The sequence below is a fragment of the Nocardia sp. NPDC058244 genome (assembly GCF_042882065.1).
GTDB lineage: Bacteria > Actinomycetota > Actinomycetes > Mycobacteriales > Mycobacteriaceae > Nocardia.
Window position 1 is genome coordinate 79,205 of sequence record NZ_JBHVWX010000004.1, and the last position, 26,771, is coordinate 105,975.

Here is a 26,771-nt window from a genome sequence, read left to right on the forward strand (position 1 = left end):
GCTTCCGGGCGGAGTTGGATGACAATGGGGTACCCAGCACCACCGTGGCTATGCCTCGGCGGCGGGCTACTCGGGCAGCGCAGGCCTGTGAGCTCGGCGAATCCAGCCGAATTCGATGGTCGTCGGGTAGCCGTCGCGTGCCGGGTCGTACTCGCCGTACTCCGTAGCCAGCGCGTCGGTCAGCGTCGCCGCCACGTGCCAGCCGAAGGCGTTCTCGTCGATCGCCGAGGGCGTCCGCGCGAGGGTGGAGGCACGTGCGCCGAGCGCGCCGTCGCGCCCGGTGAACACGCACTCGAGGTGTGAACCCGGGACAGCGGCCAGCACCAGCGCGGTGACCACCTCGTCCAGGGCCAGCAGCAGGTCGGTGACCTCGTCGAGGGCGAATCCCTCGATGAGCAGGATCGTCTCGGCGAGAGCGTGCGCCATGGCCAACTGGTCGAGTTCGGCCGGAACTGTGAAGCCGACGGCCCGCGATCGCGGCGCGCCGTCCTGGTTGCCGTTCCGCACGCCGCCTCCCTTCGTCGTCGCTGACCGGTGAACTCCCGTGTGATGAGCTCCACCCGGCGCGTACCCACACCACGCCGGGCCAATCGCCGTTCGCCGAGCCTAGACGCATTCGCGGGATCATCGGGGCGCACGTCGACGCGGCCGTGGCCGCGCACGCCGCCGTCGTCGAGTAGAACTGGGAGCATGGCGCAGCGTGCACCCGAGACCGACGACGAGCAGCCGGTGGCAGTACCGGGCCCGCGCAAGCGGACCGGGGGACGCTCGGCGCGGGTGCGTGAAGCCGTGCTGACGGCCACCCTGGAGCAGGTCGCCGAGCACGGCATCGAGGGTCTGACCATCGGTGACGTCGCCGCCCGCGCCGGGGTCGCCGAGACCACGATCTACCGCCGCTGGGGCACCCGCACCGCCTTGATCGCCGAGGCGGTCACCGAGCTCGCCGCCGTCGGCAACCCCGCGCCCGACACCGGCGCCCTGCGCACCGACTTGCTGGTGCTCGCCGAGCAGATCTCCCACCTGATCACCCGCCCCGGCATCGCGCGGCTGGTGGGGACCACCATCGCGCTCTCGGCCGATCCCGAGGTCGACGCCGCCCGCCGCAAGTTCTGGAACGATCGTTTCGAACGAAGCTCCCAGGTGATCACCAAGGCCGTCGAGCGCGGAGAACTGCCCGCGACGGTGCGGCCGCGCGATGTGCTCGAGACCCTGTCCGCGCCACTGTATTTCCGGTTGCTGGTCGGCGACGAGCCGCTCGACGACGCGTTCATCGCGCGCTGCATCGACGACACCCTCACCCTGCACGGCACCGGTGCCCGCGCGGACTAGCGCTCACACGCGTATCGCCATCGTCACGGTGGCGCATCATTGCGGCCGCGCCTTTCCGTGTCGCGCCCCGTCGTGACCTAGGCTTTTGACGCCGAGATCGCGTCCCAGTCCGAGGAGGCTCGAAGGTATGCCGAAGTACATGTGGCGGGTCAGCTATCTGCAAGACGGGGCCAACGGCCTCCTCGCACAGGGTGGTAGCGCTCGCCGCGCGGCCATCACCGAGATGGTCGAGAGCGTCGGCGGGCGGGTGGAAGCCTGCTATTTCGCCTTCGGCGACGACGATCTGTTCGTGATCGGTGACGTCCCCGACGAGGTGGCCGCCGCGGCGCTCGCGATCCGCACCGCGGCCGCCGGTGCCGCCGTCTCGCACACCGTCGGCCTGCTCACCCCCGAGCAGATCGATGCCGCGACGGGGCTGGATGTCACCTATCGACCGCCGGAGTAACTAGCCGAGCGCGGGTTTCCACCCGAGCTCGGGAGCGATCAGAGTGACCGTGTCGTGCAGGATCTGCTCGTAGTCCGCACGATGGAACTCGTACGGCAATTCCAGGCGCAGTTCGGTGGTCAGCGCGAGCACCGGATCGGCGCGCAGCTGGTCGAGGATCTGCTCGGCGGTCCCGACGACATCGGGGGCGAACAGCACCCGCCGCTCGCCCTGCGGTCCGAGCGTGCGTTCGTGGCGGCTCGCGGCGTAGGCCCGGTACCGCTCGCGGGTCGCGCGATCGGCGCTGTCGAACGGAACCACGACCCGGCCGACCGCGACGCGCGCCGGTCGCGCCGGATCGATCCGCTCGCGGTAGTCGCTGATCAGGCCCCGCTGGGCGGTCGCGAAGTTGTCGCTGCGATCACCGAAGACGATATTGCCGCTGAGCAGATTCAGCCCGTTCTCCGCGGCCCAGCGCACCGACCGGGTGCTCCCGCCGCCGTACCAGACGCGATCGGCGAGGCCGGGGCTGTGCGGCTGGAGCCGGGGGCGCTGGGTGTTGCCCGGCGAGTGGATGACGGTGTCGGCGTCGCCCAGGTAGTGGCCGCGCAGGTTCTCGACCAGCCGGGCGACCCGGCCGTAGGACAGGTCGAAGGTGCGCCAGTCGCCGTCGAAGACCAGATCGCCGATCAGGTCGGCATGCGGCGGTGTCCCCGCGCTGAACCCCGGCTGCAGGCGCCCCTGCGACAGTACGTCGGCCAGCGACAGGTCCTCGGCCAGCCGGAACGGGCTCTCGTATCCGATCGGAATGACCGCCGTGCCCAACTCCACCCGGCTGGTGCGCTGGGCCGCCGCGGCCAGGAACACCGCCGCCGAACCGACCCCGTGCTCGAGATGCCGCTGCCGGACCCACGCGCCGTCGAACCCCAGACGCTCGCCGTACTCGAACAGCCGCAGGGTGTCCTCGAGGCCGGTGTACGGATCCTCGTCGAGGTAGTTGCCCGGGGTCAGAAACGCCAGCGAGCTGATCCGCGGCGTGCTCATCCCCGGCGCTCGTAGGGGATCTGCTCGCCCGCTTCGACCGCGATCGGCAGCCGGTTCTCCGCCGGGGGCAGCGGGCAGGTCGCCAGATCGGTGTAGGCGCAGGGCAGGTTCACCGCGCGGTTGAAGTCGAGCACCACCGTGCCGTCGGCCGCAGGCGTCGGCACCTGCACGACCCGGTTCGCCGCGTAGGTGGTGACGCCGGAGGTCGCGTCGGTGAACAGCACCGACAGGTCCCCGGGGTTCTTGCCGGGGAACGCGGTCAGCCGCAATGGCTGACCGTCGATCTCGAACTCGACCTGTCCGGGTGCGTCGTAGACGTGCTCGAGCCCCTCCACCGACGCGCCGACCGTCGTCGGCCGTGGCGCGTCGAAGAGCACATAGCGGCCGGTCACCACCCATGCGCGGTCCGGCGCGAAGGCGGGTGTACCACGAAAAGCCGTGCGCAGGGGGTTGTCCGGATGCCGTGGCCGCACGATGTCGTTGCCGCCTCGCTTGGCGACCTCGATCACCGCGTCACCCCAGGCGGCGTTCACGCCGCCGCGCTCGGGGATGACGCCGAACGCGTACCGGCCGCGCACCGTCTCGCCGTCGATGCTGAGCTCTTCGCCTTCGTCGAGGACGACCACCACGCCGTCGGCGCCGGTGGACCAGGCGCCGGGGGCGTCGTCGAACCGTTCGGGAGTCTCGCCGAGCCAGTGCAGACTCGTGATGGCCAGGAATCCGTGCCGATCGGACAGGAGCGCCTCCTGTCGGCGGTGCCACTCCTGCCACTCGCTGGTGAACGCGTCGGTCTCGGTCGCCTGGGTAGCCATGTCATCGATGGAATCCGATGCGGGGGCCGACGGACAGGATTCCACTCAGCCCGAACACAATTCGACCGACCGGCCCTGCGCTGCCGCGGTATGACCGTCGATAGTCGATCTGTCTGGGTTGGTAGGCAAGACTCCCCGCAATTCCAGGCGGACTCCGGGGGAGGTTGAGCGGATACTTGGTCAACTATGGCCTAGTGCAGCATGTTCTAGTGGTACATACGTCCCGTAGCTGTCTGGGTCAGTAGGTGACTTTTTCCGCTCGAACCGTTGACTGGGCGTCCATCGTGGGTCTATCGTTTCTACTCACGCGTAGTAATACTTCTACGCATGAGTAGTAAATGGATTGGAGCTCGCGATGGCAACGATGGCGTCCTTGCGTGAGTGGCTGTCGATACCCCCACTGACGCCCGCGGAGGACTACGGTTTCTTCGGTCCGGAGTCGGTCGCGTGGCAGGTCTGGAGCTACCCGACCAGCCTGACGGTCGGCTTCCAGCGGGCGGTGGTGATCGAGGAGCTGGACCCGGCGCTGGTCGCCTCGGTGGACGCCACCCATGCCATCTACGACCGGCCGCGTACCCGCTACGACCGCACCCTGCGGTATTTCGCCATGGTGATGTTCGCCGACAGCCGGTCCACCGCGCACGCGGCCGACATCCTGGTGAAGATCCACTCCAAGGGGATCGGCGTCGACCCCGTCACCCAGCGGTCCTACGACGCGAACGATCCGCAGTCCCAGCTGTGGATTCACCTGACGGCATGGCATTCCATCCTCGTCGCCTACGAGAAGTACGGGCCGGGCCGGCTCAGCGAGGCCGACGAGCTGCAGTACTGGGCGGAGTGCGCGCGGGCGGCGGAACTCCAGACCTGCGACCCGGCGGACGTGCCGCGCACCAGGGCCGGGATCAGCGAGTACTTCGAGCGGATGCGCCCGCAGCTGATCGGGTCCGACATCGCCCGCAAGGCGATGCGGCACCTGCTGCGGGCGGAGGTGATGATGCCGGAGATCCCGCTGCCGCTCCGGCCGATCTTCAAGATCGTCTACGCCTTCCTGCGCCGGGGCACCCTGGCCACCATGCCGCGCTGGATGCGGGAGATGGCCGGATTACCGACCGGCAGGCTGCTCGACGCGCTCGTCACCACGCCGATGAGCGTCGCGTTCACGGTGGTGAGTCTCAACGCGCGCTTGCAGATTCAGCTGCTGCGGCTGATCTCGCCGATGTCGGTGCCGGTGGCCGGTCCGGTACTGCTGAAGATCCCGCCGGTGAACGCGACCACGATGACCCCGCGTCAGGCACAGGAGCGCTACGGCTACGACATTCCCGCACAGGCCCATCAGGCACTGCGGGACAAGCAGCGGGCCAGGGTCTTCGGTCGCGGGGAAGCGCCGGACGACCAGGGGCTGATCGAGTCGCAGGCCGTGCTCGGCGAGATCGCGTAAGGGGAGCGGTGATGATCAAAGAACTGCTCGGCTATCGGATCAGCCTGCGCCAGCTCATCTTCCTCGGCATCGCCTTCGGCGTGCCGTACTTCCTGATCGGGCTGTTCTGGCTGGGCTATCACCACGAGCACCTCGCCGAACTGCACGGCTTCGACAAGCTGTTCTCGGCGATCGGCGAGATCATCGCCTGGCCGCCGTTGCTGATCTCCGACATCCGGTTACGGTGACGCCGGATGCTCGGGTGGCGTCCGCGCGTTCTCGGCCTTGGGCAGTGTCCTGGTCAGCGCCCGCACGGTGGGCCGGAGTGCCTGGGGGGAAGCGAGTTCCGGATTCGACAGCACCAGTCGGCCGAGCGATTCGATGAACCCCAGCATGACGCGACCGGCCAGTTCGACATCCACGTCCCTGGGTCCACCGCGCCGCGCGATGCCCGTCTCGAGCAGCTGGGCGCAGCGTGCGACGACCTTCTCCCTGGCGCCGGCGAGCAGGCCGCGGTAGGAGGCGGGGGCGCCGTCGGCGGGCATGAGGATCAACCGCCAGCGCACCGGATCGTCCTGGACGGCGGTGAGGAACGCGATGACGGCCTCCTCGAATTCCACGTCCGGGTCGGCGTCGTCGAAGCCGGCGGGCAGGGCCTCGAGGACCTGGGCGATGCCCCGGGAGTGTTCGCGCCGCAGCAGGGCGTCGAGCAGCTGGGGTGCGGTGGGGTAGATCGCGTACAGCACGGGCTTGGCGACGCCGGCCTGCTTGGCCACCGCCTGCATCGTGAGCTCGGCCAAGCCGTCCCGGCCCGCGACCGCGCGGGCGGCGTCGAGCAGTTGCTCGCGGCGTTCCTCCGGCGGTAGTCGCGGTCCGTTGCGGCGCCGCGGCCGGGCCGGGCGCGGCGGAGCGATCCGCCAGACGCCGTCGGTGTCCTCTTCGATGCTCATCGAGAAATGATCCCCCACCGGCAGGGTGCCGCGTTGTCGGCGCCGTCAGTGTCCATATATCTACTCTAGCGTAGTAATTCCTAACTACTTCACCGTAGAAAATGTCCGCGGAGAGTGAACCATCGTGCAGCAGTCGTCGACTACAGCTCCACCACCGGGCGAAGATGCCCGTGATCAGGTCATCACCTTCGGGCTGACCTACTGGCGCGACCACCCGCAACGGGCCGTCGAGACGGCCGGGCGCCAGGTCCTGATGACAGGGCGGGCGCTGGCCGAACTGATCCGCGCGCTGGTCACCCGGCGCTTTCCGGCCACGGAATTCGTCAAGCAGTGCGCGTTCATGGCCAGTGTGTCGGCGACGCCGACGCTGCTGGTCGCCGTTCCCATCGCCGTCGTGGTGTCGATCCAGGTCGGCTCGCTCGTCAGCCAGGTCGGGGCGACCACCTTCATCGGCGCGGTCAACGGGCTCGGCATCATCCGCCAGGGCGCCCCGCTGGTGACCTCGCTGATGATCGCCGGCGCGGTGGGGTCGGCGATCTGCGCGGATCTCGGTTCGCGCACCATCCGGGAGGAGATCGACGCCATGGTCGTGATGGGCGTCGATCCGGTGCGCCGCCTGGTCGCCCCGCGTCTGGCCGCGGCCGTCGTGATCAGCACCCTGCTGTGCGGGCTGGTCGTGTTCGTCGGTTTCGCGACCGGCTACGTGTTCAACGTCTACATCCAGGACGGGACGCCGGGCTCCTATGTCGGCACCTTCGCCTCCTTCGCGGTGGCCGCCGATCTGGTCGTCGCGATGGTCAAGGCCGCGGTCTTCGGCGCGCTGGCGGCGATCATCGCCTGCGACACCGGGCTGCACACCCGGGGCGGACCGGCGGGCGTGGCCGACGCGGTGAACTCCGCGGTCGTCAACTCCGCGATCGTCCTGTTCGCGGCCAACATCATCCTCACCCAGCTCTACAACGCGGTGTTCCCGTCGAAGGTGCTCTGAGATGGCGTCCGGTTACGTTCCACCACTGTTGCGGCCGCTCTCCCGGCTGCGCGCCGCCGCCACCGCGCCGGCGACCGTGCCGGTGCGGCTCGGCCATCAGGGACTGGTGTTCCTGCAGGCGGTCGCGGCTGTTCCCTTCGTGCTCAGGCACTATCGGAAGGAGCTGCTGCGGCTGATCACCGACGTGAGCTTCGGCAACGGCTCGTTGATCGTCGGCGGCGGGGTGATCGGCGTCGTGGTCATCCTCTGCGGTTTCGGCGGGATCACCGTCGGCATGGAGTCGCACACCGCGCTGAACCTGCTCACCATGAGCCCGCTGACCGGCGCGATCTCCGGATTCGCCACCACGCGGGAACTGGCGCCGCTGCTGGCGACCCTCGCGTTCGGCGCCCAGGCCGGCTGCCGGTTCACCGCGCAGCTGGGCTCGATGCGGATCTCCGAGGAGATCGACGCCCTGGAGTCCATCGCCATCCGGCCGCTGCCCTACCTGATCACGACGCGCATGCTGGCGGCGGTCGTCGCCATCGTGCCGCTCTACACCGCGGGCCTGGCCGTCGCCTACCTCGCGACGCGATTCACCGTGGCCTTCCTCGGCGGGACGACGCTGGGCACCTACGACCACTACTTCCACCAGTTCCTCGACCCGGTGGACGTGGCCTATTCGATCCTCAAGATCATCGTCTTCGCCGCGGTGGCGACCTTCATCCAGTGCTACTACGGCTTCACCGCGGCGGGCGGACCCGAGGGGGTCGGAGTCGCCTCCGGCCGGGCGATCCGGATGACCATCGTGACCGTCGTGTTCGTCAATCTCCTGTTCTCCCTGTCGATCTGGGGGATCGACCCCGGCATCCGGATCACGGGATAGGCGGCGGCCATGATCCTCGATCCCAGTGGCCGCGGCCCGAGTGCGCTGCGACTCGGCCTGTTCGGCGTGCTCATCGCGGTGCTCCTCGCCGCGGTCGTCTACCTGCTCGGCCTGCGCTACAACGGCGAGTTCCTCGACACCGTCGAGGTGACCGCCCGGATGACCAGCACCGGCGACGGCGTCCCCCAGCGCGCCGACGTCACCTTCCGCGGGGTGCTGGTCGGCCAGGTCGCCGGCACCGACATCGCCGCGCGGGGCGAGCGTCAGGAGGTGCGGTTGCGCATCGAACCCGCACTGGCCCAGCGCATTCCCGCCACGGTCACCGTCAGGGTGGTGCCGAACAACATCTTCGGCGTCACGGCGGTCGAACTCGTCGACAACGGCCCAGCACCGGACCCGCTGCGCGACGGCGCCACCGTCACCCAGGACACCAGCGAGGTCGGCGCCCAGTTGCAGACGACCCTGACCACCCTGCGGACCGTGCTCGACGCCATCGATCCGATCCGGCTGGCCACCGTCCTCGGCACGCTGGCCGACGCGCTCGACCCCAGCTACCGCATGCCCGGCTCCACCATCGAACGACTCGACACCTGGACCACCCAGGTCCGGGCGACACCGGGGATCGGCGACCTGCTCGGCGATCTCGGCGCCGCCGCGTCGGCGGTCAACGAGTCCGCGCCGCAGCTGGTCGACACCCTCGTCTCGTCGGTGACCGCGGCGCGCACCCTCACCGAGAAACGCGCGAACCTGATCGCGCTGCTGACCGCCGCGCGCGGCGCGGTCGGTGTCACCAACACCCTCTTCGAGCGCAATCCGGACGCAGGACCCGAACTGGTCGGCGGGCTGCACGAGACCTTCGGCGCGCTGGCCGCCGACTCCGGTGCCATCGGCACCGCGGTCGCCAATCTCGACACCGCGCTGAGCAAGCTGGCGACCGTCTTCAACTGGGGACCCGACCGGCAGATGCGCTGGGTCGTCGACGTCAGCTTCACCCCGTTCACCCAGTACACCGCGGCGGACTGCCCCCGATACGGCAGTCTCGCCGGGCCGCGCTGCGGCGGAGCGACGGTGCCGTATACCGCGCCGGAGCAGCACATTCCGACCCAGCTGCTGCCGGGCAGGCTGGAAGCGGCGGGCCCACCGCCCGTGCTCCCCGGCGTCCCGGCGATCCCCGGCCTGACACCGAACGCGGTCGTCCCCGGCCCCGCCGCCCCGGCGTCGGCCACCGCACCGGCGTCGCTGCACGGCGTCGAAGCCATCGAGGCGCTCGTCGGGCGACCGCCGAACGCCGCGCAACTGGTGCTGCTCACGCCGGTCCTGGCCGACGGGGCAGTCCAGGTCACCTACGCCGACGCACCGCCGAGGGGGAACTGACATGATGAAAACCCGCACCGCCCTGCTGATCTTGACGCTGTTCGTCGGGCTGGCCCTGGTAGCCAGTTACACGATCTTCTCGACCTTGCAGCGCGGAGTCAGCGGCGACACCGTCCGCTACACCGCGACGTTCGGCAATGTGCTCGGTCTGCGGGTGGGCGACGACGTCCGCATGGCCGGAATCCGTGTCGGCCGAGTGGATGCCATCGAACTCGACGCCGACCGCCGCGCGTCGGTGGTGCTGCGCGTGCAGTCACGCCATCAGCTCACCACCACGACCAAGGCGCTGATCCGCTACCAGAACCTGATCGGGCAGCGGTACGTCGCGCTGGCCGCCGGGGACCGTGGCGGGGACCGGCTGCCGCCGGACGGGACCATTCCCTACGAGCGCACCGAATCGTCCTTCGATGTGTCCACGGTGCTGGCGGGCTTCGAGCCACTGTTCGCGACCCTGGAGCCCGACGACATCAACTCGTTGTCGCACACCCTGATTCAGGCCCTCCAGGGTGACGGGGTATCGCTGAGCGCGCTGGTCACCCAGGCCGCGCAGCTGGCGAGTACCTTCCGCGACCGGGACGAGATCCTCGGCCAGGTGATCACCAATCTCGGTGGGGTGGTGGAGGGTCTGGCCAACCGCAGCGGTGAGCTGGAGACACTGATCACCCAGTCGCGCACCCTCACCGTCGAGCTCTACGAGCAGGGCACGACGCTCGCGTCCGCGGTCGAGCAGGCCTCGGGGTCGACCAGGCAGCTCGCCGATCTCATCGCCCGGATCAGGCCCGGGCTCGCGCAGGCGCAGCAGTCCGCGAACGAGGGCGTGCGCCTGCTGATCGCCAACGGCGCGCGACTCGACATCACCGCCGCCGAACTGCCGTTCGTCCTGGCCGGCCTCGCCCGGATCAGCGGCAACGGCACCTACATCAACTCCTATGTCTGCAGTCTCGACGTCTCGCTGTGGGGTGTGGTGCTGCCGCCCGGGATGTTGACCCAGATCGGTGGCAATTCCCATTCGGAGGTATGCCGGTAATGACGTTCACCCGACCATCCGAGCGTCTGCGCGCGCTGCTGCCCACGGCGCGGCGACTGTGGCAGGCGATACCGAGCTTCGCGGACAATCGCCACTGGTGGCTCGGCCTGGGCGCGGGCGCGGCGGTGCTGGTACTGCTGTTCGGCTCGAGCGCGCTCACCCGATTCGACCTCGGCAACCGCACCGTGCACGCCGAATTCGCCCAGACCGCCGGGCTCCGGGCCGGCGACAGTGTCGATATCGCGGGCATCGAAGTCGGCACGGTGAAGTCGACGCGACTGGCCGGCGACCGGATCGAGGCCGCGCTCTCGATCGACAACGGCATCCGGGTCGGCGACGACGCCAGGGCCGCGATCAAGATGTCGACCATCCTGGGCCGGATGCACGTCGAACTCGATCCGGGCGCGCCCTCGGCACCAGAAAGCAAGCGAATTCCCCTGGACCGGACCGAAGTTCCCTACAACCTGGCCAAGGTCGTCAACGACGACAAGTACACCCACTCCTTCGAGCACCTCGAGCGGGTGGACCCCGTGGCCCTGCGGGCATCACTGGACGCGCTCGCCCGGCAGATGGGCGACTCGCCGCAGCTGACCGCGGCGGCGCTGGACTCGGTGGGTTCGCTGGCCCAGGTGATCAGCGAGCGCCGGGACGAGGTCGAGCAGCTGCTGCGCAATATCGACAAGGTCTCCAGCGTGGTCTCCGACAACCAGAATGCCGTTCTCCTGCTGCTGACCCGCGGCCAGGCCATCGGCGACGCGGTCGCCCGGCGGCAGACCCTGGTCACCCAGCTGCTCGACAGTATCGCCGCGGTCTCGAAGGACCTGCAGGCGATGGGGATCGACAACGGGGGACAGCTCGCGCCGTTGATCGCCGATCTGAACACGATGTCGGCGGGCCTGCAGAACAACAAGGCCAACCTGGACAACCTGTTCCAGATCATGCCGGTCACGCTGCGGCAGTTCAACAACTCCCTCGGCAACGGCCCGTACGGGGAGCTCTACCTGCCGTGGATGTTCCCCGACAACTGGCTGTGTGCCGTTCAGGCCGTGGAGGGGTGCCGCTGATGCGCACGAGATTCGTCCGGCTGGCCGTCGTGGCCGCCGTCGCCCTGTTGTTGTCGGGCTGCTCGGCGCTGCCGCACAGCCTGACCTCGCTGCCGGACCGGCTGCTCGGCCGCGAGAAGACCATCACGGCGGATTTCGAGAATGTCGCGGGCCTGTACGTCGGCAACGAGGTCTCCGTCCTCGGCATGCCGGTGGGCCGGGTGACCGCGCTGGTCCCCCAAGGCGAGTACGTGCAGGTGCACATGGTCGTCGACCCCGAGGTCGACGTGCCGGCCGACGTGATCGCGGCGCTGGTCTCCCCGCAGATGATCACCAACCGGCACATCGAACTCACCCCCGCCTACACCGGCGGCCCCACCCTGTCCGACGGCGCCCACATCCCGTTCGCCCGCACCAGGACCCCGGTCGAGCTGGACCGCATCCTGCGCAACTTCGACGACATCGGAAAGGCGCTGGCGGGCAACAACTCCGATGGTCCGATGGCGAGCCGGGTGCTGTTCCCGCTGCTCGACGGGAACGGTGACCGCATTCGCGAAACCCTGGACGCGCTCGCCGGCGCCTTCGACGTGACCCTGGCCAACAAGGACCAGATCGCCAACGCGATCGTCCGGCTCAACGACGTCACCCAGATCCTCGCCGACAACGACGCGACCGTCCGTGACTTCAGCGCCCGGCTCACCCAGCTGGTCACGCTGATGCGTGAGCAGTCCCCGGGACTACAGGCCGTGCTCACCCAGATCAACGACTTCGTCGCCAACACCAGCGCCGTCGTCGGCGAGAACCGGCAACCGCTGACCGACGCGCTGCTGCGCCTGATCACGATCACCGCGCAGATGCGCGACCATGCCCGCGGACTCACCGAGATCGTCGACATCGCACCGCTGTTCCTCGACAACCTCGGCAACGCGGTCAGTCCCGAGGCCAAGGCGGTGCGCCTGCACCTGCTGACGGACAAGAGCCTGCTCGACAACGAGTTGCTCGCGCTGTTCTGCCAGCGGGTCGAGCTCAGGGCCGACGGCTGCCGGACCGGCAAGCTCCAGGACTTCGGGCCCGACTTCGGACTGTTCGCCGCACTGCTGGGACTGACCCGATGAGGCCCCGGCTCGCCCGCGCGGTGATCCTGGCGCTGGCGGCCTGCTCGGTCGCGGGCTGCACGGTGACCGTCGACTCCATGCCGCTGCCCAAGCCCGGCCTCGACGGCCCCACCTACACGGTGCGGGCGCTGTTCGACAACGCGCTGAACCTGCCCGATCGCGCGCACGTGAAGACCGGCGGGACCGACATCGGCGTCGTCACCGGCCTCGACACCACCGATTTCGTGGCCACCGTCGACCTGGAGATCCGCGCGGATGTCCGGCTGCCGCGCGGATCACGGGCCGAGCTCCGCCAGCCGACCCCGCTCGGTGACATCTACGTCGCGATCGTGCTGCCCGAACTCCGTTCCGGCACACCGATGCTCGCCGACGGCGACGTGATCGATCGGGACCACACCTCGGCGGGCGCCTCGGTCGAGGAACTGATGATGTCGCTGTCGATGCTGCTCAATGGCGGCGCGCTCAGCCAGGTGGCCCGGATCACCAGCGAGTCGAACTCGATGTTCGCGGGCCGCGGTCCGCAGCTCGCGCACCTGCTGACCGAGCTGACCGCCACGCTCGCCGCGCTCAACGAGCGAACCGGTCAGATCGACGCCGTCCTGCGCGGTCTCGACGCCCTCAGCTCCACCCTCAACCAGCGCAGAGCCGAGCTCGGCCAGGCCGCCGACACCTTCCCGCCGCTGATCTCGGTGCTCACCGAGAACAATCGCGCCATCACCGAGCTCACCGCCGATGTCTCGACCACCCTCGGCGCGCTCGGTGAGTTCACGGCCACCAGCAGCGCGGATTTCGTCGGCCTCTTCGACAGCGTGCAGGCCTTGATGACCGGCTTCACCCAGATGGGCGACAACCTGGCCGGCGCGCTCGACCAGCTGCACGCGCTGCACCCGTCGCTGCTGGCGACCACCCAGGGCACCAGCCTCGCGGTCGCGGCGACGATTTCCTATCTCAGCGTCGGCGCCCTGACCGACCCGCAGGGCAGCAGGTTGCCCGACGGATCCGACCCCGGCGCCTTCGTCGGCAGCCTCGCCGAAGTCCTCGCCCGGGTGATCGGCCGGCTGCAGGGTGGTGGGCGATGACCGAGTACCCCCGTGGCAGCGTCCGGTTCACGCTGGCGCTCGTGTTCACCGTCGGAATCTGGTTCGCCGGTGTGGCACTCGAGGTCGCCGCGCAATACCTGCTCCGGGCCGCAGGCTGGGCGAAACAGCACGTCAACGGCATCGCGGCGGTGGGCCTGGTGCTGACGTTGCTGGTGAGCGGCGGATATCTGCTCGTCGATGTCATCCGGGTCGACCCGCGGCGGGACAGCTTCACCGTCCGGGTGGAACTGGCCGGCTCCGGTGGGCTGCTCGAGCATTCCGATGCCACCTTCCGTGGCGTGCGGGTCGGGACGGTGCGTTCGTTGGAGTTGTCCGGGACCGGCGTCACCGCCGTCGTCGATATCGATGCCGGGTATCACGTGCCCGCGGGCGGCGCTGTCGTCGTCGCCCGATTGTCGGCCGCGGGGGAGCAGTACCTCGATTTCCGGCCCGATTCCAACGACGCCCCGTATCTGTCCGACGGCGCGATCGTCGAGCGGGACCGGACCGCGACACCGGTCACCATCGACGAGTTCCTCACCGACACGGCCGGTTTCATCGGCGGCCTGAATCCACAGCGGCTCAACGTCATCGTCGCCGAACTCGACAGGGCGCTGGCCGGTGGGCCGGACCAGTTGCGCACCGTGATCAGCGGGATCAGCCAGGCCATGGTGGGGATGACGGAACTGCTTCCGCAGACCCGCAACCTCGTCGAGAAGCTGTCGGTCATCGCGGAGACGACCTCGCACGCCCAGCCGGACCTGCGCACGCTCGTCGAAGGGTCGGGCGTGCTGTTCGGGCAGTTCGCCGCCGCCGACCAGGAGCTGCGGCGCCTGCTCGACCTCGGCCCCGGACAGCTGGCGACGCTGGGCGGCGTGGTCGCCGAGACCACCGACCCGATCACGAACCTGGTGACCAACCTGCGGGCCATCACCCGGGCGGCCCGGCTGCGCACACCGGCGCTGACGGCGCTGTTCCCGGCCTTGCGCACCGGCACGGCGCTGCTCGGAGTTCCCGCGCACGACAACGCCTTCCACACGATGGTGGACATCTGGCCGCGACCGTTCTGCGAGTACGACACCATCCCGGTCTCGCCTGCCACCGTCTCCGACGGCACCGTCCGCCTCTACAACTACTGCGTCACCAGCGATCCCGCGCAGCAGGTACGCGGGTCGGCCAACGCGCCACGGCCCGCGACGCCCGACAACACCGCCGGACCGCCGCCGGGCAGCACCGGCGACGAGCGGTCCGCGCCGCTGCCCGGCCGTTGACGCCCCCGCTACCGAAAGGAACCCCATGACCGACACCGACGAATCGACAGCCCCCGCCGCGGCACCACCATCGCGCAGCCGGAAGCGCACCACCTCGATCGTGGTCGCCCTGGCCGTCGCCTTCGGCATCGGCGGCACAGCCGCCGGCGGGTACTTCGGCTGGCAGCACCACCGTGCCGGGGAACTCGACCGGGCGCGCACCGAGGCGCGGGCGGCGGCCTGCGCCTACGGCTCGGTGCTGTCGACCTACAACGCCACCGATCTCGATGCCTACTTCGCCGCCGTGCTCGATCGGGCCACCGGCGGGTGGAAACAGGAATTCGAGTCCACCAGTGCCGATCTGCGCGAGGTGCTGGTCCAGGGCCGGGTGCAGTCGACGGCGGGCACCGTCGACTGCGCGATCGCCACCAGCGGCACCGACACCGCCGAGGCGATCGTCGTCGTCGACCAGTCCATCGCCAGTGTCGGGACGCAACAGCAGCCCCGGCGCGGTCAGCTGTCGATCACCCTGTCGCTGACCAAGTCCGGCGACCGATGGCTGACCAGCAAAGTCTCCTCGCCCCTGCTGCGCCCCGCCCCGTGACACCCGTGATGTGGCTCGTTCTCCTCGGATCCGCGCTCGGCGCGCTCCTCGTGGCCGCGGGTGGCGGTCTCGTCGTCCTCCTCGTCCTGCAGCGCCGTGCCGTCCGCCTGCGCGCCACCGAGATCGCGCCGGTCGACGACCCGACGATCCGGCTGCTGGAATCCCGGCGCCCGACCTTCCAGATGACGGTCGAGCAGTACTTTCCCGCCATGCCCTGGGAGGTGTGGTCCGCCCTCGAAGACGGGGCCTTCACCTGGATCCCGATGATCGACGGCGTCAGCTACCGCGACCAGGCGCGTGGTCCCGGCACCGTCCGCACCCTCGACGCCATCGTCTTCGCCGCCGCGGAACAGGTCACCCGCCGCGATCCGCACACCCGGTTGAGCGTGGCCGCCGTCAAGACCTCGATCCCGCTGTTCGTCGAGTCCTACACCATGGATTTCCAGCTCACCGAAACACCCGACGGCGCAACGCTTCTCCGCTGGACGATCGCAGGCCGTCCGGCTGTCTTCGCCTTCGTGCCGCTGAGCTGGACCGCTCCCTTCCTCCGTCCGTTCGTCCAGGTCGTCCTCGGGCGATGGGCGAACTACTACCGCTGAGGGGGTGACCGTGAATCCGGTGCCGAACTACGCCGCCGGGGTCAGCCAGGAGATCCTCAACTACTTCGGCACCTGCGGCGCCTGTGGATACCCGGCGCAAGCCCACGTGGTCGCCACCTTCGTCGACGGCCACATCGTGACCGAGGTGGTCGCTACCTGCGGTCTGCCCTGTGGCTGGCGGGGAGTGTCCGACCGGACCACGATGACCTGACCTCAGCAGGTGCTCGCCGCCGGCTTGCCGGCGAAACGGTCGGCCAGGTAGGTCAGGGCCGTCGGCAGTCCGACCATGGCTTCGGTGCCGTGCTCGCCGATCGGGTGCTCGACGACCTGGACGGGAATGCCGGTGGCACAGTAGTTCCCGGCCAGGGCCCGGGCCGCCGCCACGGGGGCGAATTCGTCGGCGACGGCGTGGTAGATCAGGGTCGGCGCGGTGGGTGCGCCCGGGCGGTACCGGGGGCTGGCACGCCGCACCACCGCGTTCAATTCGGGGTTGTTCGTGATCGATCCGGGCCACGCCTCCAGCGCCGCCGCGTCGAGAAAGGGATACGCGACGGCGGCGTCGGTCAGGCACTCCGCGTCGACGGCGGCCATGATGCCGCGGCCGTATTCGTTGAGGTACCGGGAGATATCGGCGTCCGGGTAGGACCGGTTCAACCCCGCCAGTCCGATCACGACGGCGCCGCCGAGGGCACTACCGCTGAAGCCGGACAGGGTGGCCTCGAGATCCGCGACGGTCCCGCCCAGCGCCACCCCGGTCACCCGGAGCTCCGGGGCATACGTGCGCTGCGCTTGCGCCGCGATGGCGCCGGCCTGCGCCCCGCCGGAGTATCCCCACAGCCCGATCGGCGCCGCGGGATCGATCCCCGCGGGCGTGAACGCCATGGCGGCGCGGATGCCGTCCAGCACGCCGCGGGCGTACCCGTCGGCGCCGAACAGATCGGAGTCGGGCCCCTGGAAGTCCGGCACGACCACGGCCCACCCCTGTTCCAGCGCGAACCGGATCATGCCGGTCTCGGTGTACGCGTTGCTCGGAACGCGGTTCAGCCCGCCGCGCAGCGCGTACGAGGGAGTGCATTTCGCGCCGACACCGTCTTCGGCGACCTGGTACGACAGCAGCGGACGCGGACCACTTCCGGTCCATTCACGCTGCGGCACGAGAACCGTCGCGATATAGGCGCGAGGCGCCCCATGATTGTCGACCGTCTTGTACTGCACCTGCCACGCGTGCGCGGGCAGCGGCTGCCCGAACGACTCCGGTTCGATCACCCGGGACGCGAGCACTTTCCCGTTGGCAGCCTCCGTGAGACCACCGGGCTCGGCATAGAACGAATCCTGTTCCGGCAGTGGCACTGCCGCGGCCCCGCCCGCCCACACGACCATCAGCGCGAACGCCGCACCGGCGACCGCCGCCCGCATCGCCGCGATCTCCACTACCCGCATCGCCCGCTCCCACCCCTGGAACCTGTTCTAGTTCGAGCGAGCGTAGTGCATTCGATGAGTCACGGGCCCCGGTAGCGGAAAGGCCCTCGCCGATGCCGGTTCGGTAAACGCAAATGTTCGTGGCGTTTATCGATAGCTAGCTGTTGACAGTGTGGCCCAGCTAACGGATGCTGTCTTAACGCAAGTTTGCCTTGCTTTAACTGAAGGGCTGTCGTGCGGCCGCGGTGCGGCGCGGACAGCGGGTATCCGAAGGGAATGGTCGATGCTGACCAGGAGAAGTTTCATGATTCGCGCGGCCGGGACCACGGCGGCGGTGACCGCGGCGGCGGCCTATGTCGGCGCGGGCGGGAGTCTCGCGGCGCCGGCCGTACCCGCGGGGGTCGTGCGCACCTACATCGATGGTGCCGTCGTGGATCAGGCGCGAGTGGTCGAGTGGGAACGGCGGCGGTTGTCGGTCGCCGCCGCGCGGTTGCGCCAGGACTACGCGGGTTTGCTGGCCGGTGAGCTGGACTCGCTCATCGCGCGCTTCGCGGTCGAGGTGGACGACATCCCCGCCGCCAGGGTGGCGCTGGCGCGAGCACGAATCCTGATCGGCGAGAACGGATTGCGGGAACTGCTGGCCGGTGAGCTGGTCGCCTCCGAGGCCGGGACCAGGGCGGCGCTGGCGGCCTCCGGTGGGCGCTGGGTGGTGGCGACCACCGAGATCGCCAGTGAGCGGGGCACCGCCCAGGGCTTCGTGGACTGGTTCGACCAGGCTCGGGTGCGCGACAACCGGGCGGTGTGGACCGACGCGTGCCCGGACCACTACATCATCGCCACCCTGCCCGACGGCCGTCAGGAGGTCGTCGAAGTGACCGGTGGCGCGATGCTGGCCAGCCGATTCCTGGTCGACTACACCGATCCCGCCCGGGTGATGGTCCCGGTCGATCCCGGCTATCCGCTCGCGGTCGCGGGAATCGCCTCGGTGGACGACGGCGAGGTCATCGGCGGGGTCTGCCACCAATTCCGGGACGAGCCGGGTGGCGGGTTCCGCGCGCAGCTCAAGGTCGCTTTCCCGGCCGCGGTGCCGGAGCTCTACATCGCCGAACATCAGTGGCACCTGGCCTGCGAGTTCGGCAACTGGATCGGTGCGTACCTGCGCTGACGTCGCGGGCACGTCGGGCCACCGTCGTCGCATCCGCGCCGTCGAGGGTGACCCCGGCGGTCAGCGCGCCGTGGCGACGTCGAGCGCGACCGTGATATCCGCTCCGGTGGCGGCCCGGACCTCGGCTTCGCTGACGCCGGGCGCGGTCTCGACCAGCACCAACCCGTCGGGGCCGACGTCCAGCACGGCCATCTCGGTGATGATGCGGTGCACGCAGCTCAGTCCGGTCAGCGGCAGCGTGCATCGCTCGACGATCTTGGGTTCGCCACCGCGGGACCGGTGCTCCATCATCACGATGACCCGTTTCGCGCCGTGGACCAGGTCCATCGCGCCACCCATGCCCTTGACCATCTTGCCCGGGATCATCCAGTTCGCCAGATCGCCGCGAGCGCTGACCTGCATCGCGCCGAGCACGGCGACATCGACGCAGCCGCCGCGGATCATCCCGAACGAGTGGGACGAGTCGAAGTACGAGGCGCCGGGCAGGACGGTGATCGTCTCCTTGCCCGCGTTGATCAGCTCGGGATCGACCTCGTCCTCGGTCGGATACGGGCCGACCCCGAGCACGCCGTTCTCCGAATGCAGGACGACCGTGACGTCGGCGGGCAGGTAGTTGGGCACCAGGGTCGGCATGCCGATGCCGAGGTTCACGTACTGGCCGTCGCGTAATTCGGCGGCCACCCGGGCCGCGAGTTCCTGGCGTGTCCACGTCATGGCCGTACCGTCCTGTTCTCGATGCCGACCTCGATCCGGCCGACGTGTACCACGCGCTGCACGTGGATGCCGGGGGTGTGCACCTCGTCGGGATCCAGCTCGCCGGGTTCCACCAGGTTCTCGACCTGGGCGATGGTGACGCGGCCTGCCGCGGCCGCCGGTGGATTGAAGTTGCGGGCGCTGCGCCGGTAGACGAGGTTGCCGTGGCGGTCGCCCTTCCATGCGTGGACCAGCGCGAAGTCGGTGACGATCGCGTGTTCGAGCACGTAGGGCACGCCGTCGAAGACCCGCGTCTCCTTCGCGGGACTGGCCAGCGCGATGCCGCCCGCGCCGTCGTAGCGCAGCGGCAGCCCGCCGTCGGCGACCTGGGTGCCGACGCCCGCGGGGGTGTAGAACGCCGGAATCCCGGCTCCACCCGCCCGCATCCGCTCGGCGAGAGTGCCCTGCGGCGTCAGCTCCACTTCGAGTTCCCCGGCCAGGAACTGGCGCGCGAACTCGGCGTTCGAGCCGACATAGGAGCTGGTGGTGCGCCGGATCCGGTGCGCCTCGAGCAGGACTCCCAGCCCGACGCCAGCGGTGCCGCAGTTGTTGCTGACGACCTCGAGATCGGTGGCGCCGTGGGCGAGGACGGCGTCGATCAAGACCTGGGGCACACCGACCAACCCGAATCCGCCGACCGCGAACGACGCGCCGTCGTGAATATCGGCGACGGCCTCCGCGGCCGTCGCAATGACTTTGTCCATCACAGGAGCGATGCTAGACCAGATGTTCGCTATGCGCACCTATGTTCGTATAGCGAACACTTGCGGCGAGCGGAGCGATGGACGTAGCGTGTTCGATATGCGGACATGCGTTCGCAATGTGAACATCCGTCCTTCGTGCATGCCGAGCCTGCGATCGGACCGTCGCGACGTAGCCTCGGGCCCGGCCCGATGCACCGACGACCGCCGCGGGGCGGACGCCATCGGGCCGACAGGGAGAAGGAGTTACGGCAGCCATGACAGAACCGTCGCCGGATCACGTGCAGTCCCTCGGGCGCGGCCTGGCCGTCATCCGGTCGTTCGACGCCGGGCACCCCCGCCGCACCCTCAGCGAGGTCGCCGCCGCCACCGAGCTGACCCGCGCCACCGCGCGGCGCTTCCTGCTCACCCTGGTCGAACTCGGCTACATGCGCACCGACGGAAACCAGTTCTGGCTCACGCCACGGGTGCTCGAGCTCGGCTACAGCTTCCTGTCCAGCCTGAGCCTGCCCGACCTGGCGGGCCCGCACCTCGAGGCGCTGGCCGAGAAGGTGCGCGAGTCCACCTCGGTGTCGATCCTGGACGGGGCCGACATCGTCTACGTCGCCCGTGTTCCGGTGAGCCGGATCATGACCGTCTCGATCAATATCGGTACCCGATTCCCCGCGTTCGCCACCTCGATGGGCCGGGTCCTGCTCGCCGATCTCGACGACGACGCGCTCGCCGACTACCTCGCGACCGTCGAGCTGACCGCCCTCACCGACGCGACCGTCACCACGCAGCGGCAGCTGCGCGCCGAGCTGGCGCAGGTGCGCGCCGACGGCTACTGCGTCGTCGATCAGGAGCTCGAACAGGGGCTGCGCTCGATGGCGGCGCCCATTCGCGATCAGCACGGGACCGTCGTCGCCGCGGTGAACATCTCGACCCAGGCCGCCCGCTACACCCTGGGCGAGGTCCGCGCCTCGCTCATCCCCGCCCTGCTCGAGACCAGCGCCGCGATCGAGCACGACCTGACCCAGATCCGATCCAACACCTGACCTCCACGAGGAAGATCCATGCCCGAAGCTGTTATCTGCGAACCCCTGCGCACCCCGGTCGGCCGATTCGGCGGTGTCTTCAAAGACATCGCCCCGCAGGAACTCGCCGCGACCGTGATCACCGAACTGATCGCGCGCACCGGACTCGCCGCCGAGACCGTCGACGACGTCATCCTCGGTCAGGCCTCACCCAACGGCGAGGCGCCGGCGATCGGTCGCGTCGCCGCGCTGGACGCGGGCCTCGGCATCGGCGTGCCCGGCATCCAGGTGGACCGGCGGTGCGGATCGGGTTTGCAGGCCGTGCTCCAGGCGTGCATGCAGGTGCAGTCCGGCGGCAGTGATCTCGTGCTGGCCGGCGGTGTGGAGTCCATGAGCCGCGCCGAGTTCTACGCTGACGACATCCGCTGGGGTATCCGCGGTGACGGCCCAGTGCTGCACGATCGGCTCGCCCGCGCGCGGATCACCGCGGGTGGCAAGAACTTCCGGGTCGACGGCGGCATGATCGAGACCGCGGAGAACCTGCGCGCCCAGTACTGCATCAGCCGTGCCGATCAGGACGCGCTCGCCGTGCAGTCGCACCAGCGCGCCGTCGCCGCGCAGCGCGCGGGCCGCTTCGCGGACGAGCTGGTGACTGTCGCCGTGCCGCAACGCAGGCGGGAACCGCTGTTGGTCGATGCCGATGAGCATCCGCGCGCCGACACCGACCTCGACTCGCTGGCCAGGCTGCGCCCGATCCGGGCGGCGGTCGATCCCGAATCCACCGTGACCGCGGGCAATTCCAGCGGTCAGAACGACGGTGCCGCGCTGTGCGTCGTGACGACACCGCAGCGCGCGCTGGCTCTCGGGCTGCGCCCGCTGGCGCGGCTCGCGTCGTGGGCGGTCGCCGGCGTGCCGCCCGCCACCATGGGCATCGGGCCGGTGCCCGCGACCGAGCAGGCACTCGCCCGGCTGGATCTCACGCTCGACGACCTGGCCGTGATCGAACTCAACGAGGCCTTCGCCGCGCAGACCCTCGCCGTGCTGCGGACCTGGAAGATCGAGCCCGACGACCCGCGCGTCAATCCCAACGGTTCGGGGATCTCCCTCGGTCATCCGGTCGGGGCGACCGGCGCCAGAATCCTGGCGACATTGCTGCGGGAACTGTCCCGCCGGGAAGGCCGATACGGGCTGGAGACCATGTGCATCGGCGGCGGCCAGGGGCTGGCCGCCGTCTTCGAACGCCTCTGACCGATCCGACGGCCGGTCGCGACTAGCTGTCGCGGCCGCGCCGGGGCCGTCGCGACGCGGCGGCGCCGAGCAGATCCAGCGCGTCGACGGCATTCGTCACGCGGACCGGTGCCTCGGGGTCGAGTTCGCCGAGCTGTGCGGCGACCCAGGCCCGGCTCGGCCCGGACTCGTGGCGGCCCGCGACGAACCACACGCCGCGCGCGGGCTCGTCGCCCTGGTTGACGTACATGTGCGGCCGGGTCGAGTCGAAGCACAGCGAGTCACCGGCGCCGATCGTGTACCTGTCGAAGTCGAGCAGCAGCGTCAACTCCCCGCTGAACAGGTAGGCGTACTCGGTTCCGGAGTGCCGCATCGGCATTCGGTCCACCGAGCTCGCGGCACCCGGTTCATAGGTGACCAGCAGTGCGTCCGTGTCCGCGTCCGGGTCGACGGCGAGTTTCTCCCACCGGACTCCGTTGGCCATCTCCAGGACCGGGTTGTCGGCGGCGCGCTGCACGACCTCGCTCCGGCCGGTGTGCACGGGCGAGCCGGTGGCGGGTTGGCCGGTGGGCGCGAGGCGGCCGTGCCGGATGCCCAGCAGGTCGTCGAGGGAGACCTCGAGGTGGTTGACGAGGGCGTACAGCGTGCTCACCGACGGCTGGGACTTGTTGTTCTCGATCTGGGACAGCTGGCTGGCCGAAATCCCCGCCGCGGCCGCCAGCCCGCGCAGGCTCAGCCCCCGATCCAGGCGCGCCTGTTTCAACGCCGGCCCGATCCTGTCCTGCATCAGCGCACCTCTGTCCACTCGCCGAAACAAATCAACTACCAGTGAACGCTACGTGTTCACTTTCTATGAACACTACCGACCGCTGCGGTGAACGGTGAGATCGTGCCGGTGGCGGGCGATTCCGGCAAGGTCGCCGGTAATCTTCGAGGTCGGCTCGCGTGCGCGGCGATCGGGCGGCCTGTTGCGTAGTGGTTGACATCACTCGCCAAGTGTTTAATGATACTGAACACATTCGCGGTGGCTTTCGCCCCGTTCCCCGTCACCGACGACGAAGGAGACCCGTGTCATTCCCGATTGCGCGACCACGGTCGATCTGTCCGCCACCACTGTCCGCGACCGCTCGCCGGATCGGCGCGACGAGTGCCACAGCGGGGGAGACACGGCCGTGCTGATCGGATTCGCCGGCCTGGGCCGCATGGGCAGGCCGATGGCCGCGCACCTGGCCGCGGCCGGGCACACCGTTCTCGCCTACGACCCGCAGGCCGGGCCGGAGCTCGCGCGGGTCACCCGCGCCGACACCGCCGCCGCGCTGGCCGGGACCGAGCTGTCGATCAGCATGCTGCCCGACGGCGACTCCACCCGCGCCCTGGTCGTCGACGACCTGCGCGCCGCCGCGCCCGGCCACCTGCACATCGTGATGGGCACCGTCGGCCCGGACGTCGTCCGCGAACTCGCCGCCCTGCCACGGGTCGCGGTGATCGACGCACCGGTCTCGGGCAGCGTGTCGATGGCCGAGACCGCCGCCATCACCACGATGGTCGGCGCCACCGCCGCACAGTTCGAGCGGGCGCGACCCGTGCTGGCCGCGATGACCTCGGCGCAGTTCCACGCCGGTCCGGTCGGCGCGGGATCGACGGCCAAGCTCGCGGTCAACGCGGTCCTGGCCGGACTGAGTCAGGCTGTCGCGGAAGGGGTTCTGCTCGCCGAAGCCGGTGAGCTCGACCCGGCCACGTTCTACGACATCCTGCGCAACAGCGCGGCCGGGGCGCCCTACGTCGGCTACAAGCAGCAGGCCTTCCTCGCACCGGCATCGACTCCGGTCGCCGCACCGGTCGCGCTCATCCGCAAGGACCTCGGCCTGGCGCTGGCGCTGGCCCACCGCCGACAGCTGACGCTGCCCGGCGCCGAGGCCGCCATGGCCGTCCTCGACGACGCCGTCGCGGGCGGGCTGGCCCAGGCGGACATGGCCGAGGTCCTCACCGCGCTGCGGCGCAACCAGGTGGTGCCGCGCGAAATCCTTTCCACCCCACCGCAGACAGGAGCACGCTCATGACCGGCGACACCCTCGCCACCGTCGAGATCGAATCGACGATCCGCTCGCTCGAAGACGCCCGCTACGCCGCCGTGGTGGCCGGTGACATCGACGGCTTCGCCGCCCTCGCCCATCCCGGCCTGCTCTACACCCACTCCAACGCCGAGGTCGACACGCTCGACAGCTACCTGGCCAAACTCCGTGCGGGACACTACGTCTACCACCGCATCGACCATCCGGTCGACCGGATCGTCGTGGTCGGTGACACCGTCGTGGTCGCCGGGGAGATGCGCGCCGACATCACCGCGGGCGGAGTGCGCAAGCAACTGGCCAATCGGTCGGTCGCGGTGTGGGTGCGCGAGGGCGAGCGGTGGCTGCTGCTGACCTACTGGCCGACCGTCATCCCGGGGGAGATCCGCTGATGGCCTTCACCTATGACGGCCTGCCCGGCCGGGTCGTGTTCGGCGCGGGCGTGGCCCGCACCCGGTTGCTCGGTGAACTCGATCTGCTGGGCGCCGACCGCATCCTGCTCATCGCCTCCGGTGCGGAAGCCGAGATCGCCACCGCGCTGTGCGCGCCGTTCGCCGACCGCGTGGCGGCCACCTTCACCGAGGTCCGTCCGCATGTTCCGGTGGAGGTCGCCGAACTCGCCAGGAAGGCGGCCGCCGAAGCCGACGTGGATCTGGTGCTGTCGGTGGGCGGCGGTTCCACCACGGGCACGGCCAAAGCCGTCGCGCTGACGACCGGGCTGCCGGTGCTCGCCGTCCCGACGACCTATGCCGGTTCCGAGGTGACGCCGGTGTGGGGGATGACCGAGCGTGGCCGCAAGACCACCGGCATCGAGCGCCGGGTGCTGCCGCGCACCGTGATCTACGACCCGGAGCTGACACTCACCCTGCCCGTCGACCTTTCGGTCGCCAGCGGGCTGAACGCCATGGCGCACTGCGTCGAAGCGTTCTGGGCGCCCCGGCGCAGCCCGATCTCCAGCGCGGTCGCCGAGGACGGCATCCGTCACCTGATCGCCGGACTCACCACGATCGGTGCCGCCCCGACCGGGCTGGCCGCTCGCGGTGAGCTCCTGCTCGGCGCCTATCTCGCCGGATCGGCGTTCGCCGTGGCCGGTTCGGGCCTGCACCACAAGATCTGCCATGTGCTGGGCGGCGCGTTCGATCTGCCGCACGCGCAGACGCACGCGATCGTCCTCCCGTATGTGCTGGCCTACAACGCTCCCGGAGCGGGCGAGGCCGTCGACCGGATCGGCCGGGCCCTCGGCCGCACCGATGTCGTCACGGCACTGCGCGACCTCGGCGCCGACCTCGGTGTGCCCGCGGGACTGCGCGCCCTCGGCCTGGACGAAGCCGACCTCGAGCTGGTGATCGAGGACATCCTGGCGATCGCCCCCGCCGACAACCCGACGCCGGTCACCTCCGACGGAGTGCACGCGATCCTGTCCGGGGCGTGGGCCGGATCCGACCCGGCCGAGCTCGCGTCATGAGCGGCGACCAGGTCGTCGCCACCGATCGGGAGGGTGCCGTCACCGCGGAGGTACTGGCCAGCTTCGACGCCACCCCCGATCCCCGGCTGCGCGACGTACTGCACAGCCTCGTGCGCCACCTGCACTCCTTCGCCCGCGAGATCCGGCTGACCGAGTCCGAGTGGACTACCGCGATCGAATTCCTCACCCGGGCAGGTCATCTCACCGACGATCGGCGCCAGGAGTTCATCCTGCTGTCCGACGTGCTCGGCCTGTCCATGCTCACCGTCGCCATCAACGAAGCCGCCGCGCCCGGCGCCACCGAATCGACGGTGTTCGGCCCGTTCTTCGTCGACGACGCCCCCGAGGTACCGCTCGGCGGTGACATCGCCCGTGGCGCGGCGGGTCTCGCCTGCTACGTCTCGGGGACGGTGCGCTCGGTCGGCGGTGAGCCGATCGTTGGCGCGCGGATCGAGGTGTGGGAGGCCGATGCCGACGGCTTCTACGACGTCCAATACCCCGACGGCCGCTCGGCCGGACGTGGCCGGTTGCGGTCGGGCGCGGACGGCGAGTACCGGTTCTGGTCGGTGCTGCCCGCGCCCTACCCGATTCCGCACGACGGTCCGGTCGGCGATCTGCTGGCGGCCACCGCCCGCGGACCGATGCGGCCCGCGCATCTGCACTTCATGGTCACCGCACCGGGTTTCCGGTCGCTGATCACCCACATCTTCGTCGCCGGTGACCCCTACCTGGACTGCGACGCGGTGTTCGGCGTGAAGGAGAACCTGATCGTCGACGCCGTGCATCACCCCGACACCCCCGCCCCCGACGGTTCCCATCCGCAGGGCGGCTGGACGAGCATCACCTTCGACCTGGTGCTCGCCCCACACGACGGCCGATAGCGCCTCGTCACACCTGTCCGGACCCGTCGCGGTCCGGATCGAACGGTTCCGCCGCGCGGCGCCGGAACCCCTCAGCAGCGAGCACCTGCTCCCTGCGATTCGAAGATCACCGCTGCCCGGGCACGACCCCAGCAGCTCACACTGGAGGTACAACG

At 69.8% G+C, this 26,771-nt stretch carries 30 protein-coding genes; 22 read left to right on the top strand and 8 right to left on the bottom strand.

The window, feature by feature from the left end; all coding sequences use genetic code 11:
* Positions 1 to 66: 66 nt before the first annotated feature.
* A complete protein-coding gene (locus tag ACFVW6_RS13400) occupies positions 67 to 507 on the bottom strand; it encodes an anti-sigma factor (protein WP_378828007.1) in 441 nt (146 codons plus the stop codon).
* 183 nt (positions 508 to 690) lie between these two features.
* On the opposite strand from ACFVW6_RS13400, the gene ACFVW6_RS13405 reads away from it, so the two are divergent.
* Together ACFVW6_RS13405 and ACFVW6_RS13410 are read left to right on the top strand one after the other, a co-directional pair.
* The gene (locus ACFVW6_RS13405) at positions 691 to 1,329 is read left to right on the top strand and encodes a TetR/AcrR family transcriptional regulator (RefSeq protein WP_378828005.1); all 639 of its coding nucleotides are present in this window, start codon (positions 691 to 693) and stop codon (positions 1,327 to 1,329) included.
* A gap of 127 nt (positions 1,330 to 1,456) precedes the next feature.
* Positions 1,457 to 1,774: a GYD domain-containing protein gene (locus ACFVW6_RS13410; RefSeq protein WP_357348338.1), complete on the top strand. Its 318-nt coding sequence runs from the start codon at positions 1,457 to 1,459 to the stop codon at positions 1,772 to 1,774.
* On the opposite strand, the gene ACFVW6_RS13415 is transcribed toward ACFVW6_RS13410, so the two are convergent.
* Together ACFVW6_RS13415 and ACFVW6_RS13420 are read right to left on the bottom strand one after the other, a co-directional pair.
* On the bottom strand, positions 1,775 to 2,797 hold the full coding sequence (locus ACFVW6_RS13415; RefSeq protein ID WP_378828004.1) for an LLM class flavin-dependent oxidoreductase: 1,023 nt from the start codon (positions 2,795 to 2,797) through the stop codon (positions 1,775 to 1,777).
* Positions 2,794 to 3,609 carry a DUF1684 domain-containing protein gene (locus ACFVW6_RS13420; protein ID WP_378828003.1) on the bottom strand — a complete coding sequence of 272 codons (816 nt, stop codon included), beginning with the start codon at positions 3,607 to 3,609 and terminating at the stop codon, positions 2,794 to 2,796. Before ACFVW6_RS13420 ends, ACFVW6_RS13415 begins: the two co-directional genes overlap by 4 nt.
* A gap of 364 nt (positions 3,610 to 3,973) precedes the next feature.
* On the opposite strand from ACFVW6_RS13420, the gene ACFVW6_RS13425 reads away from it, so the two are divergent.
* Positions 3,974 to 5,047, top strand: coding sequence for an oxygenase MpaB family protein (locus ACFVW6_RS13425; RefSeq protein WP_355277171.1), 1,074 nt, complete (start codon positions 3,974 to 3,976; stop codon positions 5,045 to 5,047).
* 11 nt (positions 5,048 to 5,058) lie between these two features.
* Entirely contained in the window at positions 5,059 to 5,274 is a 216-nt protein-coding gene (locus tag ACFVW6_RS13430) for a hypothetical protein (protein ID WP_355276739.1), read from the top strand.
* On the opposite strand, the gene ACFVW6_RS13435 is transcribed toward ACFVW6_RS13430, so the two are convergent.
* Positions 5,266 to 5,976, bottom strand: coding sequence for a TetR/AcrR family transcriptional regulator (locus ACFVW6_RS13435; protein WP_378828001.1), 711 nt, complete (start codon positions 5,974 to 5,976; stop codon positions 5,266 to 5,268). The two genes, ACFVW6_RS13430 and ACFVW6_RS13435, sit on opposite strands and share 9 nt — an antisense overlap.
* A 181-nt stretch (positions 5,977 to 6,157) precedes the next feature.
* Here ACFVW6_RS13435 and ACFVW6_RS13440 point away from each other — a divergent pair, with 181 nt between their 5' ends.
* From ACFVW6_RS13440 to ACFVW6_RS13490, 11 genes are read left to right on the top strand one after another with little or no spacing between them, the layout of a single operon-like run.
* A complete protein-coding gene (locus tag ACFVW6_RS13440; RefSeq protein WP_355277173.1) occupies positions 6,158 to 6,964 on the top strand; it encodes an ABC transporter permease in 807 nt (268 codons plus the stop codon).
* A gap of 1 nt (position 6,965) precedes the next feature.
* Entirely contained in the window at positions 6,966 to 7,829 is an 864-nt protein-coding gene (locus tag ACFVW6_RS13445; RefSeq protein WP_378828000.1) for an ABC transporter permease, read from the top strand.
* Between the two features lie 9 nt (positions 7,830 to 7,838).
* Positions 7,839 to 9,203, top strand: coding sequence for an MlaD family protein (locus ACFVW6_RS13450; protein WP_378827999.1), 1,365 nt, complete (start codon positions 7,839 to 7,841; stop codon positions 9,201 to 9,203).
* A gap of 1 nt (position 9,204) precedes the next feature.
* Positions 9,205 to 10,230 (top strand): MCE family protein, encoded by a 1,026-nt coding sequence (locus ACFVW6_RS13455; protein ID WP_378827998.1) that lies wholly within the window; start codon positions 9,205 to 9,207, stop codon positions 10,228 to 10,230.
* Positions 10,230 to 11,294 carry an MCE family protein gene (locus ACFVW6_RS13460; RefSeq protein ID WP_378827997.1) on the top strand — a complete coding sequence of 355 codons (1,065 nt, stop codon included), beginning with the start codon at positions 10,230 to 10,232 and terminating at the stop codon, positions 11,292 to 11,294. Before ACFVW6_RS13455 ends, ACFVW6_RS13460 begins: the two co-directional genes overlap by 1 nt.
* The gene (locus ACFVW6_RS13465; RefSeq protein WP_378827996.1) at positions 11,294 to 12,388 is read left to right on the top strand and encodes an MCE family protein; all 1,095 of its coding nucleotides are present in this window, start codon (positions 11,294 to 11,296) and stop codon (positions 12,386 to 12,388) included. The genes ACFVW6_RS13460 and ACFVW6_RS13465 overlap by 1 nt, the downstream gene beginning before the upstream one ends.
* Positions 12,385 to 13,467: an MCE family protein gene (locus ACFVW6_RS13470; protein WP_378827995.1), complete on the top strand. Its 1,083-nt coding sequence runs from the start codon at positions 12,385 to 12,387 to the stop codon at positions 13,465 to 13,467. Before ACFVW6_RS13465 ends, ACFVW6_RS13470 begins: the two co-directional genes overlap by 4 nt.
* Entirely contained in the window at positions 13,464 to 14,738 is a 1,275-nt protein-coding gene (locus ACFVW6_RS13475; RefSeq protein ID WP_378827994.1) for an MCE family protein, read from the top strand. Before ACFVW6_RS13470 ends, ACFVW6_RS13475 begins: the two co-directional genes overlap by 4 nt.
* A 25-nt stretch (positions 14,739 to 14,763) precedes the next feature.
* Positions 14,764 to 15,321 (top strand): hypothetical protein, encoded by a 558-nt coding sequence (locus ACFVW6_RS13480; RefSeq protein ID WP_378827993.1) that lies wholly within the window; start codon positions 14,764 to 14,766, stop codon positions 15,319 to 15,321.
* A 5-nt stretch (positions 15,322 to 15,326) separates the two neighbouring features.
* Positions 15,327 to 15,920, top strand: a complete 594-nt coding sequence (locus ACFVW6_RS13485; RefSeq protein WP_378827992.1) for an SRPBCC family protein — start codon at positions 15,327 to 15,329, stop codon at positions 15,918 to 15,920.
* Between the two features lie 4 nt (positions 15,921 to 15,924).
* Positions 15,925 to 16,131, top strand: coding sequence for a hypothetical protein (locus ACFVW6_RS13490; RefSeq protein ID WP_378827991.1), 207 nt, complete (start codon positions 15,925 to 15,927; stop codon positions 16,129 to 16,131).
* Positions 16,132 to 16,133: 2 nt separating this feature from the next.
* Here ACFVW6_RS13490 and ACFVW6_RS13495 read toward each other — a convergent pair whose 3' ends face one another.
* Complete coding sequence (locus ACFVW6_RS13495; protein WP_378827989.1) at positions 16,134 to 17,360, bottom strand: lipase family protein; 1,227 nt, start codon at positions 17,358 to 17,360, stop codon at positions 16,134 to 16,136.
* Between the two features lie 283 nt (positions 17,361 to 17,643).
* Between ACFVW6_RS13495 and ACFVW6_RS13500 the strand changes: the two genes are divergently transcribed.
* Positions 17,644 to 18,504, top strand: coding sequence for a hypothetical protein (locus ACFVW6_RS13500; RefSeq protein ID WP_378827988.1), 861 nt, complete (start codon positions 17,644 to 17,646; stop codon positions 18,502 to 18,504).
* 60 nt (positions 18,505 to 18,564) lie between these two features.
* Here ACFVW6_RS13500 and ACFVW6_RS13505 read toward each other — a convergent pair whose 3' ends face one another.
* A complete protein-coding gene (locus ACFVW6_RS13505) occupies positions 18,565 to 19,218 on the bottom strand; it encodes a CoA transferase subunit B (RefSeq protein ID WP_378827987.1) in 654 nt (217 codons plus the stop codon).
* Positions 19,215 to 19,961: a CoA transferase subunit A gene (locus ACFVW6_RS13510; protein WP_378827986.1), complete on the bottom strand. Its 747-nt coding sequence runs from the start codon at positions 19,959 to 19,961 to the stop codon at positions 19,215 to 19,217. The genes ACFVW6_RS13505 and ACFVW6_RS13510 overlap by 4 nt, the downstream gene beginning before the upstream one ends.
* A 254-nt stretch (positions 19,962 to 20,215) precedes the next feature.
* Between ACFVW6_RS13510 and ACFVW6_RS13515 the strand changes: the two genes are divergently transcribed.
* Positions 20,216 to 20,995, top strand: coding sequence for an IclR family transcriptional regulator C-terminal domain-containing protein (locus ACFVW6_RS13515; protein ID WP_378827985.1), 780 nt, complete (start codon positions 20,216 to 20,218; stop codon positions 20,993 to 20,995).
* Positions 20,996 to 21,013: 18 nt separating this feature from the next.
* Entirely contained in the window at positions 21,014 to 22,222 is a 1,209-nt protein-coding gene (locus ACFVW6_RS13520; RefSeq protein ID WP_378827984.1) for an acetyl-CoA C-acetyltransferase, read from the top strand.
* Between the two features lie 22 nt (positions 22,223 to 22,244).
* Here ACFVW6_RS13520 and ACFVW6_RS13525 read toward each other — a convergent pair whose 3' ends face one another.
* Positions 22,245 to 22,988, bottom strand: coding sequence for a helix-turn-helix domain-containing protein (locus ACFVW6_RS13525; RefSeq protein WP_378827983.1), 744 nt, complete (start codon positions 22,986 to 22,988; stop codon positions 22,245 to 22,247).
* 385 nt (positions 22,989 to 23,373) lie between these two features.
* On the opposite strand from ACFVW6_RS13525, the gene ACFVW6_RS13530 reads away from it, so the two are divergent.
* From ACFVW6_RS13530 to ACFVW6_RS13545, 4 genes are read left to right on the top strand one after another with little or no spacing between them, the layout of a single operon-like run.
* Positions 23,374 to 24,261: an NAD(P)-dependent oxidoreductase gene (locus ACFVW6_RS13530; protein ID WP_378827982.1), complete on the top strand. Its 888-nt coding sequence runs from the start codon at positions 23,374 to 23,376 to the stop codon at positions 24,259 to 24,261.
* Complete coding sequence (locus tag ACFVW6_RS13535; RefSeq protein WP_378827981.1) at positions 24,258 to 24,662, top strand: nuclear transport factor 2 family protein; 405 nt, start codon at positions 24,258 to 24,260, stop codon at positions 24,660 to 24,662. The genes ACFVW6_RS13530 and ACFVW6_RS13535 overlap by 4 nt, the downstream gene beginning before the upstream one ends.
* The gene (locus ACFVW6_RS13540; protein ID WP_378827980.1) at positions 24,662 to 25,735 is read left to right on the top strand and encodes a maleylacetate reductase; all 1,074 of its coding nucleotides are present in this window, start codon (positions 24,662 to 24,664) and stop codon (positions 25,733 to 25,735) included. The genes ACFVW6_RS13535 and ACFVW6_RS13540 overlap by 1 nt, the downstream gene beginning before the upstream one ends.
* A complete protein-coding gene (locus tag ACFVW6_RS13545) occupies positions 25,732 to 26,616 on the top strand; it encodes an intradiol ring-cleavage dioxygenase (protein WP_378827978.1) in 885 nt (294 codons plus the stop codon). The genes ACFVW6_RS13540 and ACFVW6_RS13545 overlap by 4 nt, the downstream gene beginning before the upstream one ends.
* The last annotated feature ends 155 nt before the right edge of the window (positions 26,617 to 26,771 follow it).